Source organism: Coleofasciculus sp. LEGE 07092 (assembly GCF_015207375.1).
Classification (GTDB): Bacteria; Cyanobacteriota; Cyanobacteriia; order Cyanobacteriales; family Coleofasciculaceae; genus LEGE-07092.
Window position 1 is genome coordinate 28,774 of sequence record NZ_JADEWY010000043.1, and the last position, 16,580, is coordinate 45,353.

Consider the following 16,580-nt stretch of genomic DNA (forward strand, 5'->3'; position numbering starts at 1 on the left):
AGAGCCAACAGGAGCATCAATTTTCTCGCTCATCGCTTAAGTCTAGGCTCTGTAGACTAAAATACTCATCCAGGCGTCTTGGCGATCACTCCTCGATATTCTAACACTCGTCAACGAGTCTTTGACACTCGTCGGTGAGTCTTTGACACTCGTCGGTGAGTCTTGGATACTCATCAGTGAGTCTTTGGTACTCATCGGTGAGTCTTGGATACTCATCAGCGAGTCTTTGGTACTCGTCGGTGAGTCTTTGACACTCGTCGGTGAGTCTTTGACACTCGTCGGTGAGTCTTTGACACTCATCAGCGAGTCTTGAATACTCGTCAGCGAGTCTTGAATACTCGTCAACCAGTCTTGGAGTGCGATCGCTCTGAAAGTTATTGCAATTACCGATAACTCATCCGTTACATCCGCTATATAATCCGTTGCCAACTAAACTCGACTAAAGAGCGATCGCAAAGGATAAGATTAAGTAGAGGAGTGCAATCAAACTAACCTAAGTGACAGACGAAACTAGACAGGAAATAGCCCGACAACTTGCTAGACAACTAGCATCAAGAACAGTAATTCCCCCCAGGAGATCTGGTCAAGGCTTTAAAACATTTGGTGAATTCAAAAGAACAATGGGCGCTGCTGGTACAGGACAAGCTTGGCATCATATCGTCGGACAAACCACCTCAAATTTACAACGCTTTGGTGCCGAATCCATTCATAATACAGGTAATCTTGTCAGACTCCCCCATGGGAAAGGTTCAATTCATCAGGAAATTAGCAATTTCTACAATTCATTACAACCCGATCTAACTGGCTTATCGAATATCAACGTTAGAGAGTGGCTCAACACTCAGTCTTTTAAAGAACAACAAGACTTTGGCATTCGAGTTATTCGAGCTTTTGGAGGAACAGTTTAATGCTTACCCTAGACGTACAAGCTATTTTAGATTCAATTCCAACTGAAGTCCGTTGGCAAGATATTGTAGAGTTCAACAAACTCGACAAGCGTGTCGCCATAGCCAATGACCTTTGTGCCAATATTATTGGTGTGAATGAAAGCTACATCGAATGGTGTCCCAATGATGAACCCCCAAGCCGTTTGGAAACCCTAACTTGGTGGTGGGTTGTCCGCCCAGATTTGGGAGCAGCAATAGCAATTGAAGCGCCTCAAGAACTCAAAGAAATTATTGGTCAGTACATCCTACAAAACTAGATGAAGTTGGCAGCGGATGGGGTAACGGATGTAACGGATAAGTTATTGAAATTCCCGATAAGCCATCCGTAAGAATGGGGAGTGGGGAGTGGGGAATGGGATATGGGGTGTGAGGTATAAAACTTTCTGCCCCTACAGCCCCCTTGAATCATCTTCCCCGATACCACTGCACCAGTCGCGTCGGCGGAACTCCTAGAAAATAGCCAGCAATGATAACCTGATTAATCAGCGTCGTTTTCACTACCCCCAACTTTTCCCACCGCCGTCCTGATGTGAGGACAGGTGCTGGAATAATGGCGATTTTACCCAGGCGTCTTAAGCGCCGAATCAACTCGAAATCTTCCATAATCGGTAAGTCAGGAAAACCACTAATATCGTGAAATACAGTAGCTTTCAAAAAGATAGCTTGATCCCCATAAGGCATTCCTAGAAAATGCGATCGCATATTTACCATTTTCTCAACCAGCCGCAGTCCCTGTATTTGAGCATCAATACGCAATTCAAAAGCACCGACAATCGTGGTAGGATATTGCAAGGCTTGGCGGACTAAGATATCAAAATTAGAGGGCAAGCGAGTATCGGCGTGGAGAAATAGAAAAATATCGCCAGTAGCAACACCAGCACCTGCATTCATTTGAGAGGCGCGTCCTGCTGGGGCAACAATAACTCGACCACCGAGCGATCGCGCAATTTCCACCGTTTCATCTTGACTCCCCCCATCAGCAACGATAATTTCAACACCCGCAATATCTTTGAGGTGAATTAGCGTTTCTTGAAGAGTTATTGCCTCATTAAGGGTAGGAATAATAATTGAAATTTTGGTGGCGTTCATCAAATCAAAAAGGAGTTAATGTATTTATCGTCACCATAACAAGACCCTTATGGGTACGACAATAAGTTTAAACCTTGAATAAATCTGTAATCACGTTAATTCTTAGTAATAAATGGGGTTTAACTTTCATCAGTTGGCTGCGACTTTTCTTTTCCCAGAGTGACAGAAGAGCGATAGAAACCATCGGAATTCCAAACCCACAAATCCTCGGGACAATCGACATCATTGAGTACGGAAAGGTAAGCAACTGCTAACTCTAGTTTCTGAGCAATTCTTGCCGTTTGCTGCAAAACTTCTGCTGTACTCCAGTGAATCCCTTTAAACAGCTCCGGAACCAACCGCCGCAATCCAATCAGATAATAGCCTCCATCCTGTGAAGGACCCAACACTAAGTCCTTTTCCTTTAACATCTCAAATGCCTGAGTCATTATCGATGCATTTAAATCGGGACAATCGGTGCCAATAATGACTACCTCTGTCATCCCAGCCGCAAAAGATACCTGAAATGCCGATGCCATTCGTTCTCCTAAATCTCCGGCACACTGGGGTTGATAGGTAATATCCCAACCCAACCAATGCCGCATTAACTCTGGATTTCCCCCTGAAAAATACACCTCTACCGATAAGAAGCGTAACCTTTTGATTTCCCTTGTCCGAACCATTGTATGTTCCGTCATCTGGCGTTGTAGATTTGCCGCTCCCTTCGCCCCCAGTGCTGGAATCAAGCGAGTTTTCGTTTTTCCTGGTTCTGGATAGCGAGTAAAAACAATCAGGCGTTCTTTTACTAGGTTTGAAGTCATCAATCACTAAAACGAGAAAATACCTATGACCAAATGGCACTGAAATAAGTCAGTTCATAGTTGGCACAAAGCGTGCCTCAAGCGCTAAAGCGCTGACTACGAACACTTAAGTCAGTGCCATTGACCTATAACCTTATCTATGCACTCATCTCCAGCATTCGCTGAATGGGTTGCAGTGCCGCAACTCGAATGTGTTCTGGCATGGTAATTTCCGGCTGGCGGTCTTTCATTGCTAGATACAATTTTTCTAGGGTGTTGAGCCGCATAAACGGACATTCATTGCAGTTGCAGTTATTGAGCCCTGGTGCTGGAATGAAGAGCTTTTCAGGCGTCTGCTTCTGCATTTGGTGAATGATTCCCGGTTCTGTCGCCACGATAAAGGTTTGCTTGGGACTGGTTTGAGAATACTTGAGCAAGGCAGTTGTTGAACCGATGTAACTGGCATGGCGCAGTACGGGGGGTTCGCATTCAGGATGAGCAATCACTTCCGCGTCTGGGTGTTCGAGCTTGAGCTGAATAATTCTCCGTTCTGAGAAAGTTTCGTGAACAATGCAGCTACCCTGCCACAGTAAGAGTTCTCGCCCTGTCTGCTCCATAACATAGCGTCCGAGATTGCGATCGGGGGCAAATATAATGGGTTTGTCTTCAGGAATTTGGCGGACAATATCGACTGCATTGGAACTGGTGCAGATAATATCGCTCATTGCCTTGATTTCGGCGGAGCAGTTGATATAAGAAACAACGAGATGATCAGGGTGTTCTGCTTTAAATTGGGCGAAGGTATCAGGAGGGCAACTATCTGCCAAGGAGCAACCGGCGTTTAAGTCGGGCAGGAGTACGAGTTTATCGGGATTAAGGATTTTGGCGGTTTCTGCCATGAAATGAACGCCAGCAAAAACGATGACATCTGCATCCGTGCCAGCCGCTTTGCGGGATAGTCCGAGGGAATCCCCAATATAGTCTGCTACATCCTGAATATCGGGGTCTTGGTAGTAGTGAGCGAGGACAACGGCATTCAGTTCTCGTTTGAGAACGTCAATGGCATCAAACAGGTCATGGGGTAAAGACCCAAAGGTTGTAGTCTGTTGAGGAAGTGCAGTTGTAAACAATGGTGTGAAGTACCCACAATAATAGGTTTCACGGTAATTATAGTAAAAATTACCAAAAATGGCAGGCGGGAGGTCATTGAATTATGAATTATGAACTTATTGCGCAATCTATCCAAAACTGCCAAAACGAGCAAGGCTTTTTTATGCTGGAAAAGGGTAAACAAGGGGAATATGGGTATTATGACCAGTCATCAGAAGCAACTTGTCAACATTGCTGTCGTCGGAGACGTTCACAACCAATGGGAAGCAGAGGATGCGATCGCACTGAGGGCGTTGGGGGTTGACTTGGCGCTGTTTGTGGGGGATTTTGGCAATGAGTCGGTGGAGGTGGTGCGGCGGATTGCGGCAGTTGACATTCCCAAGGTAGCTATTATGGGAAATCACGATGCTTGGTATACGGCATCGGATTGGGGGCGAAAAAAATGTCCTTACGACCGGAACGAAGAAAACTGGGTGCAGGCACAGTTAGACTTGCTGGGAGAAGCACATATCGGTTATGGGTATTTAGATTTTCCGAATCTCCAGCTTTCGGTGGTGGGAAGTCGTCCGTTTAGTTGGGGGGGAACGACTTGGAAAAATGAGGAGTTTTATCGGGATTGGTACGGGGTTGGCAGTTTTGAAGAATCGGTTGACCGGATTGTGGCAGCGGCAAAAGCGACGGCATATGACACCATTATTTTTGTGGGTCATAACGGACCGACAGGGTTAGGAGATGAACCAGAAGCCCCTTGTGGCAAGGATTGGCAACCGTTGGGTGGCGATCATGGTGATCCAGATTTTGAGGTTGCGATCGCACAAACCCAGGCTTTAGGTAAGACTATTCCCTTCGTTACCTTTGGTCATATGCATCATCGGTTGCGGCACACCAAGGAACGACTGCGGACAGTTATCTCGACTAGCTTGGAGGGAACGGTTTATTTGAATTCGGCAAGCGTACCCCGGATTGTTGAAACGGAAACTCAACGATTGCGGAATTTTTCAGTGGTTTGTTTAGAAGAGGGAGTTGTTTCAAAAATCTCTCTAGTTTGGGTAGGAAGTGAGTATACTGTAGTATCTGAACAGTTGCTGTACCAGCGTTCTGAGCCTGTAGGAATGCGATCGCCGTTGAGGGAGTCGTCATCAGCGCTGTAAGGTTGGTATTATAGATAAGCTCGGAGAGGTGGCAGAGTGGTCGAATGCGCTCGACTTGAAATCGAGTGACTCGAAAGAGTCCGTGGGTTCGAATCCCACCCTCTCCGTTTTTAGCCTGGGCTTGAAGTATCGGTTTAGCCCTTTTGTGGAAAAACTGATCGGGTGTGAATATCGCGGTTCTCACTTACATGAGGTACAGTCCCACTCCCTACTCCCCACTCCCTGCTCCCTACTCCCTGCCTTCATCAGGGTGTACCTCACCAGATAGAGAAACGCTATAGATGCGTAAGATGCAATGAGAGAGTTGACGCACTTGTTGCTTACGCTTTCTTGTGAGAAGTTGAAGGATTGTAAAAGTATGAATACAAAATTGGTTGAATCTCTAGCTCAGGTTATTCTAGCGCTCTCTGAAGAGGAACGAAGCCTGCTCTACAGCACAATCAATGTTACAAGAGCTTCTCACTCCATTCAAGCAGAAATATTGGAATTAGAAAATCGTTTGGAGCACTTTGAATCTCAATATCAAATGTCTTCAGACACTTTTTATCAACGTTTTCATTCTGGGGAGTTAGGGGATGCTATCGATTTCTTTGAGTGGTGTGTTTTTTATGAAATGTGGAGCGCAGCTCAAAAACATACTGAGGCTATCGGAACTAAAACGTTATAGTGGAACTTCAGGAATATATCAAGACAAAACTTAGGTATTAATTATCTTGATACTGTTAAGTACTTGGACAGAACTATTTACACAGGTAATTTTTGACAAGCCTTACAAGGAGGGATTTTCAGGTTATATGTTGTGTAATTTATTTTGTCTGACTACTGATGTTCCGTAAGAATTTGCAAAGACTGGGCGATAGATAACGCCATTCTCGCTTCCGGCACTGAGGGGAGTGGGTGGGAAGAGTTTGGCAAGCGTACCTCTCCAGAAAATTATAAAGATGAATAGCGGCAAGAAGTATAAACAGGGCGAGTGAACCGAATATTAATCAGCCTGAAATAAGCACCCAGCAAATGCTATTAAAAACCTTGAACCAGCAGCCGAAGTGGTTGCGAAATTTAATCGTTGTCTCTATTGTATTGGGGATAGTCTTTCGATTCTACAACCTAGACCGTAAAGTATACTGGTATGACGAAACCATGACTTCCATGCGAATTTCTGGTTATACCCAGGAAGAAGTCGTACAGCAGGCTTTTGATGGTGAGGTTATTACCGTTGATAATTTCCTAGAACGTTATCAATATCCTAGCCCCGAAAAAGATTTAAACGATACCCTTAACGCCCTAGCTGGCAACCCCGAGCATTCCCCATTCTATTATCTGATAGCACGGCTCTGGTTACAAATCTTTAGTCATTCAGTTCTAAGTATCCGATTATTATCAGCATTAATCAGTTTACTGGCACTCCCCTGCATCTATTGGTTGTGTCTAGAAGTATTTGGCTTATCTACAGTTAGTTGGCTAGCCGTTGCTATCCTTGCTATTTCTCCCTTTCATATCCTCTACGCCCAAGAAGCGCGAGAATATGCCCTGTGGACGGTGACAATTTTATTGTCCAGCGCGGCATTATTGCGGGCAATGCGGCTCAAAAGTTTACTCAGTTGGGGAATTTACGGGATTAGTGTAGCGCTCGGACTTTACACCCATCCCTTTTCTGCATTCGTCTCTATCGGACACGGCATTTATGTCTTAGTAACTGAAAAATTCCGGTGGAGTAAGCGGCTGACTGGTTATTTGTTCTCGTCATTAGGGGGATTACTAGTCTTTGTACCTTGGCTGCTTGTTGTTGTTGACCATTTCTCCAAATTTGTTGGCAATACCGCATCGGTTAACGCCAGTCGAGAAGGATTTTTACCGTTATTTTGGGGATTGAATCTCAGCCGTATTTTCTTTGATTTCAATCAAGGCACTAGTGCCTTTAGTCCCCTTCACTATCTGAGTGCATTCCTAGCCGGATACGCGCTTTACTATCTGTACCGAAAAGCATCTCTAAACGCTTGGGTATTTATTATCACCTTAATGGGAGTGACAGGACTAGCACTTATTGGACCTGATCTCATTTTAGGGGGTCGTCGTTCCAGTATCACCCGCTATGCCATTCCCAGTTATTTGGGAATTCAGATTGCTGTTGCCTATTTGATTGCTGCCAAGAGTACGACGATTAACCAGGATAGGGGGAATTCTAAGCCCTGGCGGTACGTTGCGATCGCTCTAGTATTTTGTGGTATTGTTTCGGGTGTTGTCAGTTCTCAATTACCTGTCTGGTGGCACAAAAGTCGCAGCAAAAGTCAATATAATCCCCTCGTTGCTGGTATTATCAACCAAGCTGAAAACCCATTGGTGATTAGTGACCAAATTCCTGGTATCATGTTTTCCTTAAGTCATCTGCTAAAACCCAACACTCATCTACAATTCGTGGTTAAACCGAATATCCCTGAAATTCCCGAAAATTTTGAACCTATTTTTTTATATCGCCCCTCTGACGAACTTAAACAAGGGATTGAGCAAAAGCTAAATTGGACGGTAGAGGTAGAGCCCAATTCTGAATCCTGGTTGTGGAACGTAGAAAAGCAATAATTTGATATCCGAATGTTAGATAAAAACGGTTTCTATTCCCACAGAGGTTAAGTCTTTGAAAGCTAGTCTTACACCCTTTAGAAAACTTCCCAAAGCGCTGATTGTCATCTTAATGCTCAGCTTTTTGGTGTACCTTTATGGAATCGATTGGGGATTGCCTAGCGTTACGGGCTGGACGGCTGATGAGTTAACACCATCGATAGTTCTCAAAGGAGTTGAGCGCAGCTTTTCTAATGGTTGGCGTTATAAATATCCCCCATTCCATTTTTATGTATTAACGGTTTTATATTCGCCTCTTTTAATTCTAGATCTACTCAACTTTGTCGATGTTCATAGTTTACCGATTCAGACCTTACTTTTTTGCATAGGTAGATTCTTGAATGTAATTTTAGCTGTTTCTATTTTAATTATTGTTTACTTCTGCGGAAAAGAAATTTACGAAAAAAGAGCCGCTGTTTTTGCTGCCTTGATTACGGCATTAATTATGCCTTTCACGTACTATTCTAAGATGATTAACTTAGATATTCCTTATTTATTTTGGTTTATAGTATCGTTATTCTTCTATATCCGTATTCTTAAACATCATCGATATAAAGATTACCTGTTATTTTCAGCGATGGCTGTGGTTGCCGTTTGCACAAAAGATCAAGCGTATGGATTGTACATCCTGACTCCAATCGTCTTAGTTATTAATCATCATTTATACTTAAAGCATAAGAATCCCAGTATTTCTTTAAAAGAGTCCTTGCTGGATAGAAAAATAACGCATTCTTTGCTGCTAGGTGTAGCTTTGTTTGCTATTTTGCAGAATTTATTGTTTAACTTAGAAGGGTTTTTAGGACGCATTGAATTAATTACAGAAGGACAAGCAAGTATACATCCTCGTTTTGGAAATAAACTCTTTGAGCATTTAGATATGCTTGTTCAAAGCTTTATGCATCTTAAATTTTCCTTGGGACTGCCGCTATTTATTGTCTGTATCCTGGGATTACTGAGAAGCTTATGGCAACTGGATCAGCTTTACTTGCTCTGGTATCTCTGGATTCCCGTTTTATCCTATTACCTATTTTTTATTACTGTTGTTCTCTATAACGACGTTCGTTACTTACTATCAAGCTGTATAGTTTTAGCCTTTTTTGGCGGCAAATTCCTAGCTGATTTTCTTAAACCCTCTCATTCCTTCTTTAAGACTAAAATAATTTTAGTGACGGCAATATTAACGTACAGCTTCTTTTATGCCTTAACCGTAAACGTTTTAATGCACAGTGATTCCAGATACTATGTTGAGAACTGGATGGAGCAAAATATCGATAAAAAAGCTTTGGTTTTTGGGGCAAGCGATGTCAAATTCTTACCCAGACTCAAACCCTTTAACTCTATCCTTGACACGGAACTAACCCTAGACGTTCTCCAGCACTATCATCCAGACTACATTATCGTCTCTAAGGCATTTGATGGACGGCGATTTGAACCCGATACAAAGGAATACGAATTTTTCTCAAAGTTAGAGAATCAAGAGCTAGATTACACCTTAGTATTGCAATATCAATCCAACCCCAGCTTAAATTTATTTAATCGGGAGAAAGTCGAATATACTAAAGTCCGACAGCGCTACATCCAATCTAATTTTGACAAAATTAATCCAGAGATAAAAATATACAAGCGCACCGATTAGCACCCAACGCTTTTCCCCATGTGGATAACCCGCCTGCACCAATTTCTTACAGCACCAACTCCTCATAAATCCAGCCCCCGCACTCTCTTTTGGCTCACCCTCAGCCTGATATTTGCTGCCCTTTACGGTATCTTGGCACTGCAACAGGCTTTCAGCAGCAACTACATTGTGCAAGACGATGCGCGTCAGCACGTCTTTTGGATGCGGCGGTTTTTAGATGAGTCCTTATTTCCCAAGGATTTAATCGCCGACTATTTCCAATCCGTCGCACCGTTAGGCTATAGGGCGTTGTACCAGTTGATGGCAACATTAGGTATTGAACCCGTGGTATTCAGCAAAATCCTGCCTTTGTTTCTAGGGCTGGTGATGACGGGTTACTGTTTTGCCGTTTCCATGGAACTGCTTCCCGTACCCCTCACAGGATTTATTTCTTCCTTACTCCTGAATCAAAATCTCTGGATGCAGGATGGATTGGTATCGGGAACACCTAAAGCCTTTATTTACCCAATTCTGCTAGCATTTTTATATTATTTATTACGACAGTCCCTAGTAGGAGTTGGAATTGCGATCGCTCTTTTAGGGTTATTCTACCCCTCCCTCGTCCTAGTCTGCGCTGCCCTATTAATTCTGCAACTGTGGCAGTTTAACCGAAAATTACCCTATCTGACTCAAAATCGCCGTGACTATATTTTCTGCCTCACCAGTCTAACTGTCGCATTCTTGGTGTTACTCCCCTACACCCTCAGCATTTCAGAATTTAGCCCTGTCATAACCGCCGCCATAGCTAAAACCTTACCCGACTTCTTACCCCAAGGACGAACCAGTTTTTTTGTTGAGGATGCTTGGGAATTTTGGTTCAATGGACGCAGTGGTATCCGTATCGATACGGCATTAGCTCCCCCCTTAGCCTATAGTGGGTTACTCCTGCCAATTTTATTAAACCTTCCCTCGCGCTTTCCCCTAACCCAACAGATAACAAGGGGTATCGGAGTATTACCCAAACTATTACTCGCTTCTGGTATCCTATTTTTTGCCGCCCACGCCCTGCTATTCAAGCTCCACCTCCCCAGTCGCTATACTCAACATAGCTTGCGAATTGCGATCGCACTAGCCGCAGGAATCACCCTCACCCTCTTAATAGACGCAATTTCCTTAGGAGCTAAATCAACTCAACTCCGGCAAATCCTAGCCCTAGGTTCAACGGCACTCATCAGTATTACCTTACTGGGATACCCCCACTTAGCCCTAAATACCTTCCCCTGGACTTACTATACTGTCGGAGGCGTCCCCAAGTTATACGAATTTTTTCAACAGCAACCCCAACATACTCTGATTGCCTCCCTAGCTGAAGAAGCCAATAACTTGCCAACCTTCGCCCAACGGTCTATATTGGTGGGTCGAGAATATGCCGTTCCCTACCACTGGGGTTACTATCGTCAATTTCGTCAGCGTACCCTCGATTTAATTAACGCCCAGTACAGTCCAAATCCAAGAGTCGTGCGCGATTTTATTGAAAAATATGGTATCGATTTTTGGCTGTTACCCGCTACCCCTTTCACCCCTGATTCTATTGCCAATAATAATTGGCTGATGCAATACCAACCCGCTGCTAACGAAGCGATCGCCCAACTAGAAGCCGGGAAAATACCCGCCCTAAAACCCTTAGTAGTACCTTGTTCCGTCTTAGAAACCCAAGATTTAGTGGTTCTGAAGGCAGATTGTATTTTGAACTCACATTCCGCACTTCAGTTTGTAACACAGAAAAAACATACTGAAAATGATCGCTAACCGACCCAAAGAATCAAGTAAAAATACTCAGTTAACTTAGAATTCGCGGCAATTCGATTGTCCCTCTTGGGTGTTGATTCATTTAGTCAAATTTTGGCTAGTCAACCAACTAAATATTTTTACTCAGTCACTACCTCGTTTTAGCGATCGCTCTTTATGTTTCTGTTATATTACATCTTGAAGTGCGGAAGGTGGGTTAAAATTTGGCGGAGGAAAGCGCACGTACTCTTGGGTTTTTCTACAATAGAGAGTTAGCGTAAGGCTTGCTGTAGCAGGGTGAGGTCAGCGATGGAGACAGCACAACAATGGTATGACAAAGGTGTTCAGGAATATAATGCGGGGAATTACGAAGCAGCATTGGCTAGTTTTGACAGGGCGTTGGAGATTCAACCTGACTCCCCTCAAGCTTGGTGTTACAAAGGCAATTGTTTATGGTATTTAGGGCGGTATGAAGAAGCCTTGGATTGCTACGGACAAGCTTTAAGGATTGACCCTAACGACTCTGCTGCATGGAATGGCAAGGGTTTAGTTCTCAATGCATTAGGGCGCTACGAAGAAGGATTAGTTTACTTGGAGCAAGCAATAGCCAAACAACCAGATAACTACAATGCCTGGAATAATTATGGAATTGTACTCCATGGCTTAGGTCGCTGGAAAGAAGCCCTAGCTAGCTATGAAAAAGCTATAGAAATTAATCCTAATGACTCCAGTCCCTGGCATGGTAAAGAAAATGTTCTCAAAGAATTAGGAGATCATGAAAAAGCATTACTGTCCTACGAAAAGGCACTAGAAATAAAGCCAGATGCATATATTATCTGGCATAACAAGGGCAATCTATTAAAAGACTGCGGATGCTATGAGGCAGCCTTGGCGTGCTATGAAAAAGCACTGATTATTAAACCTGACTATTCTATCTCATGGGATGCTAAAGGTAGAGTCCTCAAAGTTTTAAAACGCTATAAAGAAGCACAAGCTAGCTATAAACAGGCACTACAGTTCCAACCTCAAAACTATGACGATTGGATAACTAATGGTGATGTGTTTTCAGAGTTAATGCAGTATAAAGAATCACTGTATTGCTATAATTATGCGTTAAATTTACAAGGAAAAGGATATTATACTACATGGCGAAAAAAAGCTTTTGCTCTTTATAAGTTAAGACGCTATCATGAAGCTTTGCAATTGCAACAAAAAATATTAGAAGTTCAACCAGAATCCTATGATGATTGGCTGAGAATAGGTGATACTCTCAGTGCCTTAGAACGCTATAGAGAAGCGCTATATAGTTATAACAGAGCTATTGCTCTAAAATCAAGCGATTCTTCAGCTTGGAATAAAAAAGGCAATATTTTTTATAGCCTAAAAAAATACAAACAAGCTTTAAAATGTCATAAAAAAGCCACGAAAATACAACCAAATTATTATTTTGTTTGGTATGGACAGGGAAGCGTTTTCTATATGCTCAGTCAATATCAATAAGCCATTGATGCTTATGACCACGCCTTACAGCTAACTAATAATCAAGATTGGATGGCTTGGGCGAATCGAGCTTTAGCTGTCTCTTATATAGATGGTTATGAAGCAAGAATTCAAAACTATAATAACGGATTGCAAGCCCTCCAACCCGATAACCCCGAATATAACGAAGGGTGTGGCTATTTACATTGGAAAAAAGGTCAATTCTACTATTCCCAAGGACAACAACAACAAAACTGTTTACCCTACTGGCGTGATGCCAAACGATGTTATCAACAAGCCCTAAAATTCCTCACCTCACCGCATTTACGATTACGGCGTCTAGAAGTTTTACAAGATCTCATTCAAGTCTACCGTGGCTTAAATCAAACCCAAGACGTGCAGGTATTACTCGCAGAAGCCACCGACTTACTGGGACGTTTACTGCAAGAAATGTCCTTAGACGCTGATAAAATCAGACTCTCCCGAAAATTTGCCAGCTTGGTGCAATTGCGGGTTGATGAACTCGCCCACTCCCCCGAACCCACTCACCCGATAAAAGCCCTGGAATTAGCCGAAGAACGCAAAAATCTCTGCCTGCGCTGGCTGCGCTACGGTACTTATAAATCTACCGAAGACAGTTCCAGTTATCAGCAAATGCAACACCTATTAAATCCCCATACCGCGATTATTTACTGGCACATCAGTCCGGCGGCGATTACCACATTTATCCTGGGACACGAACAGCCACTTCATGTTCTCAAACCCAGGAATCCAGCCACTGAAAATAACCATCCCCAATCCCCGCCCCCATCCTTTCAACAACTGCTCAAATTTGAAGACTGGATGAAAACCTGGAAACAGGATTATCAAGCTTATCGCCAATTTGACCAACGGCGCAACCAAGCCAATTCCAGAGACAGGGGAAATCCTCAACCCTGTATTCCCTCAGACGAGGAGAAGCGCTGGGCAAAAACTATGCCCAAATCCTTAAAACGCCTCAAGGAACTGCTGGATATTCCAGGAATTAGGCAGCACCTCAAGCAGCATTGTCCCTCCATCACCCATTTAATTTTAGTTCCCCACCGAGACTTGCACTTATTACCAATTCATGGCTTATTTCTCGATACCTTTACGATTACCTATCTCCCCAGTATCAAAGTCGGACTTGACAACCAACAGCGAAAAGCCACCCAGCGAACTCAATCCCCATCCTTATCTTTCCTAAGTATCGAAAATCCTCTCGGTGATCTCAAATATGCTTCCCTTTGAAATTTTATAAATTGTATAAATTGTAGGGTGCGTTACGCTTCGCTAACACACCATGATTCTATTCCCTATTCCCTGGCGCGTAGCGCTATAGCATCACCGACTCATTCCATTTTCTTGTAGCCAGTTTGATAAGTCTTCTAAACTATTGAAACCTAAAACATCATTTCCTAACTGTTCTACTTGTTCAAAGGACAAGTTTTGAATTTGGTTAATAATTTCTGGAGCAATTAATCCAAACTGTCGCTCCAGTAAACGGAGTGTCCATCGGATTCCTTCCTCTCGACGCCCTTGCTCTAATCCTTGCTCCAAGCCTTTAGCTAATCCATCCTGCTCTGCCTGAATAATAAATCCCCGTTGGTCTTCGAGAAACATTTCTTGTTTACGCAATTTTTCCAATTCCTCTACACTTAAATTCGCTTGATTCGCGATATTCATGGCTTTATCCAGTGCCGGAAGTTGACTAAATGTGGGTGGAATGACTTCCAAGCTGGGAGCTTCTTTAATAAAGTAAATCCATTTATCCGTTAAACTGTCTAATTCATCCAGGGTTTTCGTGAATTTGGGTAATTCCACAAAAATCAACTCGATTTCCGGATCAGGATAATCAAACAACTCCTGTGTTTCCTTTAAGCCAAAGCGTGTCAGGAACCGTTGCGTTTGGTTAAACATGAGAAAATCGGTAATGGTTAAGGCAATAGCGGGTTTAAGATAAGAGTATCCTTCCCCATATTTGAGTTGATTCGCATAAGTTTTGGTTAGGTTATAAATGACACGCTTCTCAAAGGATGCCACGTTGAGTACCTGCATTTCAATTAATACGGTTGAGCCATTATCTAGTAAGGCTTTTACATCTAGATAGCTATCTTTGAGATCAACGACATCTCTGGGATTATAAGGGTCAATGATTTCTAAATCCTGAATCACAGGATTGGCATCATAGATTAAGGCATTTAAAAAGCTAATCAAGATATCTCTGCTGTCGTTTGAGCCAAATATTTTCTTGAAAGCAAAGTCGGTTTTAGGGCTAATAAATCTCAGCTTCATAATTCCTCAACACTTGAAAAGCGAACGTTAAACCACAAAACTTTCCCTAACCCGAACATCCCCTAATCCCAATTCAACTGTAAACCCTTTCCCCAAAGGAATCGTTAATCCCACCTGACTGTAATAATCCCCCGCCTGTGCTGTCATTTTTCGCCAAATTTGCCCCAATTCATCCAATACAGTTAACTCTAACCCTTCCGGTAATGTATCCTCTAACTCTGTCGAATACACCTGCAACACAACATCAATCTGTTGTTCTGAATTCCGCTTCACCCCCACCAATAACTCCACCGCTTGTCCAGCTAATTCTATCGTTTTATGTTGGGCAAATGCGGCTTGCGAATGGCTGGGTTCCAGTTCTCCTAAACTTAACGCAATTTGCCAAGAGGTTTCCTCATGGTGACAGGTTTGCAATCCTTTGACTAATGCCTGAATAATCGCTGGATCAGGATTTCCTGTTTCCCCTAATTCCAAGGCTGCTTGAAAACTCACCTGTTTATCGGGATTATCCAGTAATTCTATATAGCGACGAATCACCCCTGATCTCGACCCCCCCCGCACTCCTTCTAATTCCTGACGCCAACTGGATGTATCATTCATTTCTTGGGCGAGGAATGTACCAATCAGTGTTGCTTCTGCTTCCCATTTATCCAGTACATTTTGCTGAAACCATTGCCGTAACTGCACACCGATTGATACAGGGGCGGTGGGGTTTGATTCAGCTATTGCACCGATATCCGAAACTTGAATACCTAGGACTCTACTCAACTCTCCTGATTCAAAAAGCGCTTGAAGCTGTTCTAATTCCTCCGAGGAGGTTTCAAAAATAATTACTCTACCTTTCTTTTGATTGATAGTCACTATTTTAGTTCTCCTTATTTTATGTCTAAAACTTGTAAAATATTAATATTTATTCCGTATTTATCTTCTAATGTCTTTCTCACATCCTCAACAACAATTTCTTGAAGTTCGACTATCATCACCGCCTTTCTCATGTCTTTGGGCTGAACCTGAGGCGAATTCTGTGGACGCGCATATCCATGGCTGCTCAAAAATTGCCTAACTTTCGACCAAGTGGGTTTATATTTATTGGCTTCTATCCCCATAAGCTCTTTAATATATCCATTGACTTTATCAGACATTTCAGCATTCATATTTCTCCTCAGTCTTTTAATATAATCTTGACAAGCCAACTCCTCCTCATTTGGCTTCCTATCAAGATAATATCGATAGGCTGTTTCAGAATTGCTGCACCCACACAGCGATAGACATAAATAGAGGGTTTCTTTCTCAGACAGTTCAGTTGGATGTCCTTTGCCTTTGATTAAAGCCAATTCATTTAGGAGGCGATTGATATCGATTCCTGATTCCTCCTCCGCTTCCCTACATTCTAAGCAAAGTTGTCGGTTCATCTTGTCCATCCTCTCTTTGTTAAGACTACCCAATTTGCTTAGGGCAGATAAACCCCAGAAACCTATCTTAGGAAACTTCCAACTTTTTTAACCGATTTTGTTGGGTTGTTGGGTTGATTGTTGGGTATAGCCTGCTTCTAGACTGCTAAATAAGGTTAATTTACCACTGAAAACGACTCTAGGAACCCAACTCACCATGAAACTTCAACATCTACCCATTGTACTCAGTAGTGTCAGCCTAATAAGCTGTACGGCTGTTTCCCAACCGCCAACCCCACCAC

Annotated in this window: 16 protein-coding genes and 1 tRNA gene; 10 read left to right on the forward strand and 7 right to left on the reverse strand. The window is 42.9% G+C overall.

Annotation, left to right across the window (positions count from 1 at the left end; genetic code table 11):
- Positions 1–42: 42 nt before the first annotated feature.
- Positions 43–429, reverse strand: coding sequence for a hypothetical protein (locus IQ257_RS12775; RefSeq protein ID WP_193882655.1), 387 nt, complete (start codon positions 427–429; stop codon positions 43–45).
- Positions 430–620: 191 nt separating this feature from the next.
- Between IQ257_RS12775 and IQ257_RS12780 the strand changes: the two genes are divergently transcribed.
- Positions 621–908 (forward strand): hypothetical protein, encoded by a 288-nt coding sequence (locus tag IQ257_RS12780; RefSeq protein WP_228060667.1) that lies wholly within the window; start codon positions 621–623, stop codon positions 906–908.
- Complete coding sequence (locus tag IQ257_RS12785; RefSeq protein ID WP_193882651.1) at positions 908–1,204, forward strand: hypothetical protein; 297 nt, start codon at positions 908–910, stop codon at positions 1,202–1,204. Before IQ257_RS12780 ends, IQ257_RS12785 begins: the two co-directional genes overlap by 1 nt.
- Before the next feature lie 148 nt (positions 1,205–1,352).
- Here the strand turns inward: IQ257_RS12785 and IQ257_RS12790 are convergent, their stop codons facing one another.
- From IQ257_RS12790 to nadA, 3 genes are all read right to left on the reverse strand, one after another.
- Positions 1,353–2,036: a TIGR04283 family arsenosugar biosynthesis glycosyltransferase gene (locus IQ257_RS12790; protein ID WP_193878153.1), complete on the reverse strand. Its 684-nt coding sequence runs from the start codon at positions 2,034–2,036 to the stop codon at positions 1,353–1,355.
- A gap of 119 nt (positions 2,037–2,155) precedes the next feature.
- On the reverse strand, positions 2,156–2,836 hold the full coding sequence (locus IQ257_RS12795; protein ID WP_193878151.1) for a TIGR04282 family arsenosugar biosynthesis glycosyltransferase: 681 nt from the start codon (positions 2,834–2,836) through the stop codon (positions 2,156–2,158).
- Between the two features lie 137 nt (positions 2,837–2,973).
- Positions 2,974–3,945 (reverse strand): quinolinate synthase NadA, encoded by a 972-nt coding sequence (nadA, locus tag IQ257_RS12800; RefSeq protein ID WP_193878149.1) that lies wholly within the window; start codon positions 3,943–3,945, stop codon positions 2,974–2,976.
- 180 nt (positions 3,946–4,125) lie between these two features.
- On the opposite strand from nadA, the gene IQ257_RS12805 reads away from it, so the two are divergent.
- The 8 genes from IQ257_RS12805 to IQ257_RS12840 all read left to right on the forward strand — a co-directional run bounded on the left by IQ257_RS12805 (position 4,126) and on the right by IQ257_RS12840 (position 13,843).
- Complete coding sequence (locus IQ257_RS12805) at positions 4,126–5,076, forward strand: TIGR04168 family protein (RefSeq protein ID WP_193878147.1); 951 nt, start codon at positions 4,126–4,128, stop codon at positions 5,074–5,076.
- A gap of 22 nt (positions 5,077–5,098) precedes the next feature.
- A tRNA-Ser gene (locus tag IQ257_RS12810) sits at positions 5,099–5,183 on the forward strand.
- A 251-nt stretch (positions 5,184–5,434) separates the two neighbouring features.
- Positions 5,435–5,743, forward strand: coding sequence for a hypothetical protein (locus tag IQ257_RS12815; protein WP_193878145.1), 309 nt, complete (start codon positions 5,435–5,437; stop codon positions 5,741–5,743).
- A gap of 347 nt (positions 5,744–6,090) precedes the next feature.
- On the forward strand, positions 6,091–7,653 hold the full coding sequence (locus IQ257_RS12820) for a glycosyltransferase family 39 protein (protein ID WP_193878143.1): 1,563 nt from the start codon (positions 6,091–6,093) through the stop codon (positions 7,651–7,653).
- A 55-nt stretch (positions 7,654–7,708) separates the two neighbouring features.
- Positions 7,709–9,328, forward strand: a complete 1,620-nt coding sequence (locus IQ257_RS12825; RefSeq protein WP_228060668.1) for a glycosyltransferase family 39 protein — start codon at positions 7,709–7,711, stop codon at positions 9,326–9,328.
- Between the two features lie 18 nt (positions 9,329–9,346).
- Positions 9,347–11,116: a hypothetical protein gene (locus IQ257_RS12830; RefSeq protein ID WP_193878141.1), complete on the forward strand. Its 1,770-nt coding sequence runs from the start codon at positions 9,347–9,349 to the stop codon at positions 11,114–11,116.
- A 288-nt stretch (positions 11,117–11,404) separates the two neighbouring features.
- Positions 11,405–12,595 carry a tetratricopeptide repeat protein gene (locus tag IQ257_RS12835; protein WP_193878139.1) on the forward strand — a complete coding sequence of 397 codons (1,191 nt, stop codon included), beginning with the start codon at positions 11,405–11,407 and terminating at the stop codon, positions 12,593–12,595.
- 51 nt (positions 12,596–12,646) lie between these two features.
- On the forward strand, positions 12,647–13,843 hold the full coding sequence (locus IQ257_RS12840) for a hypothetical protein (RefSeq protein WP_193878137.1): 1,197 nt from the start codon (positions 12,647–12,649) through the stop codon (positions 13,841–13,843).
- Positions 13,844–13,936: 93 nt separating this feature from the next.
- Here IQ257_RS12840 and IQ257_RS12845 read toward each other — a convergent pair whose 3' ends face one another.
- The 3 genes from IQ257_RS12845 to IQ257_RS12855 are packed head-to-tail and all read right to left on the reverse strand — an operon-like array spanning position 13,937 to position 16,299.
- Entirely contained in the window at positions 13,937–14,881 is a 945-nt protein-coding gene (locus tag IQ257_RS12845) for an Rpn family recombination-promoting nuclease/putative transposase (protein WP_193878155.1), read from the reverse strand.
- 33 nt (positions 14,882–14,914) lie between these two features.
- A complete protein-coding gene (locus IQ257_RS12850) occupies positions 14,915–15,748 on the reverse strand; it encodes a DUF1822 family protein (RefSeq protein ID WP_193878135.1) in 834 nt (277 codons plus the stop codon).
- Between the two features lie 14 nt (positions 15,749–15,762).
- The gene (locus tag IQ257_RS12855) at positions 15,763–16,299 is read right to left on the reverse strand and encodes a hypothetical protein (protein WP_193878133.1); all 537 of its coding nucleotides are present in this window, start codon (positions 16,297–16,299) and stop codon (positions 15,763–15,765) included.
- Between the last annotated feature and the right edge of the window lie 281 nt (positions 16,300–16,580).

What these genes read in the sequence shown, in the direction of transcription:
- IQ257_RS12780 (WP_228060667.1), top strand. Translation starts at nt 621, where the DNA reads ATGGGCGCTGCTGGTACAGGACAAGCTTGGCATCATATCGTCGGACAA.
- IQ257_RS12785 (WP_193882651.1), top strand. Translation starts at nt 908, where the DNA reads ATGCTTACCCTAGACGTACAAGCTATTTTAGATTCAATTCCAACTGAA.
- IQ257_RS12790 (WP_193878153.1), bottom strand. Translation starts at nt 2,036, where the DNA reads ATGAACGCCACCAAAATTTCAATTATTATTCCTACCCTTAATGAGGCA.
- IQ257_RS12795 (WP_193878151.1), bottom strand. Translation starts at nt 2,836, where the DNA reads ATGACTTCAAACCTAGTAAAAGAACGCCTGATTGTTTTTACTCGCTAT.
- IQ257_RS12805 (WP_193878147.1), top strand. Translation starts at nt 4,126, where the DNA reads ATGACCAGTCATCAGAAGCAACTTGTCAACATTGCTGTCGTCGGAGAC.
- IQ257_RS12815 (WP_193878145.1), top strand. Translation starts at nt 5,435, where the DNA reads ATGAATACAAAATTGGTTGAATCTCTAGCTCAGGTTATTCTAGCGCTC.
- IQ257_RS12820 (WP_193878143.1), top strand. Translation starts at nt 6,091, where the DNA reads ATGCTATTAAAAACCTTGAACCAGCAGCCGAAGTGGTTGCGAAATTTA.
- IQ257_RS12830 (WP_193878141.1), top strand. Translation starts at nt 9,347, where the DNA reads ATGTGGATAACCCGCCTGCACCAATTTCTTACAGCACCAACTCCTCAT.
- IQ257_RS12835 (WP_193878139.1), top strand. Translation starts at nt 11,405, where the DNA reads ATGGAGACAGCACAACAATGGTATGACAAAGGTGTTCAGGAATATAAT.
- IQ257_RS12840 (WP_193878137.1), top strand. Translation starts at nt 12,647, where the DNA reads ATGGCTTGGGCGAATCGAGCTTTAGCTGTCTCTTATATAGATGGTTAT.
- IQ257_RS12855 (WP_193878133.1), bottom strand. Translation starts at nt 16,299, where the DNA reads ATGAACCGACAACTTTGCTTAGAATGTAGGGAAGCGGAGGAGGAATCA.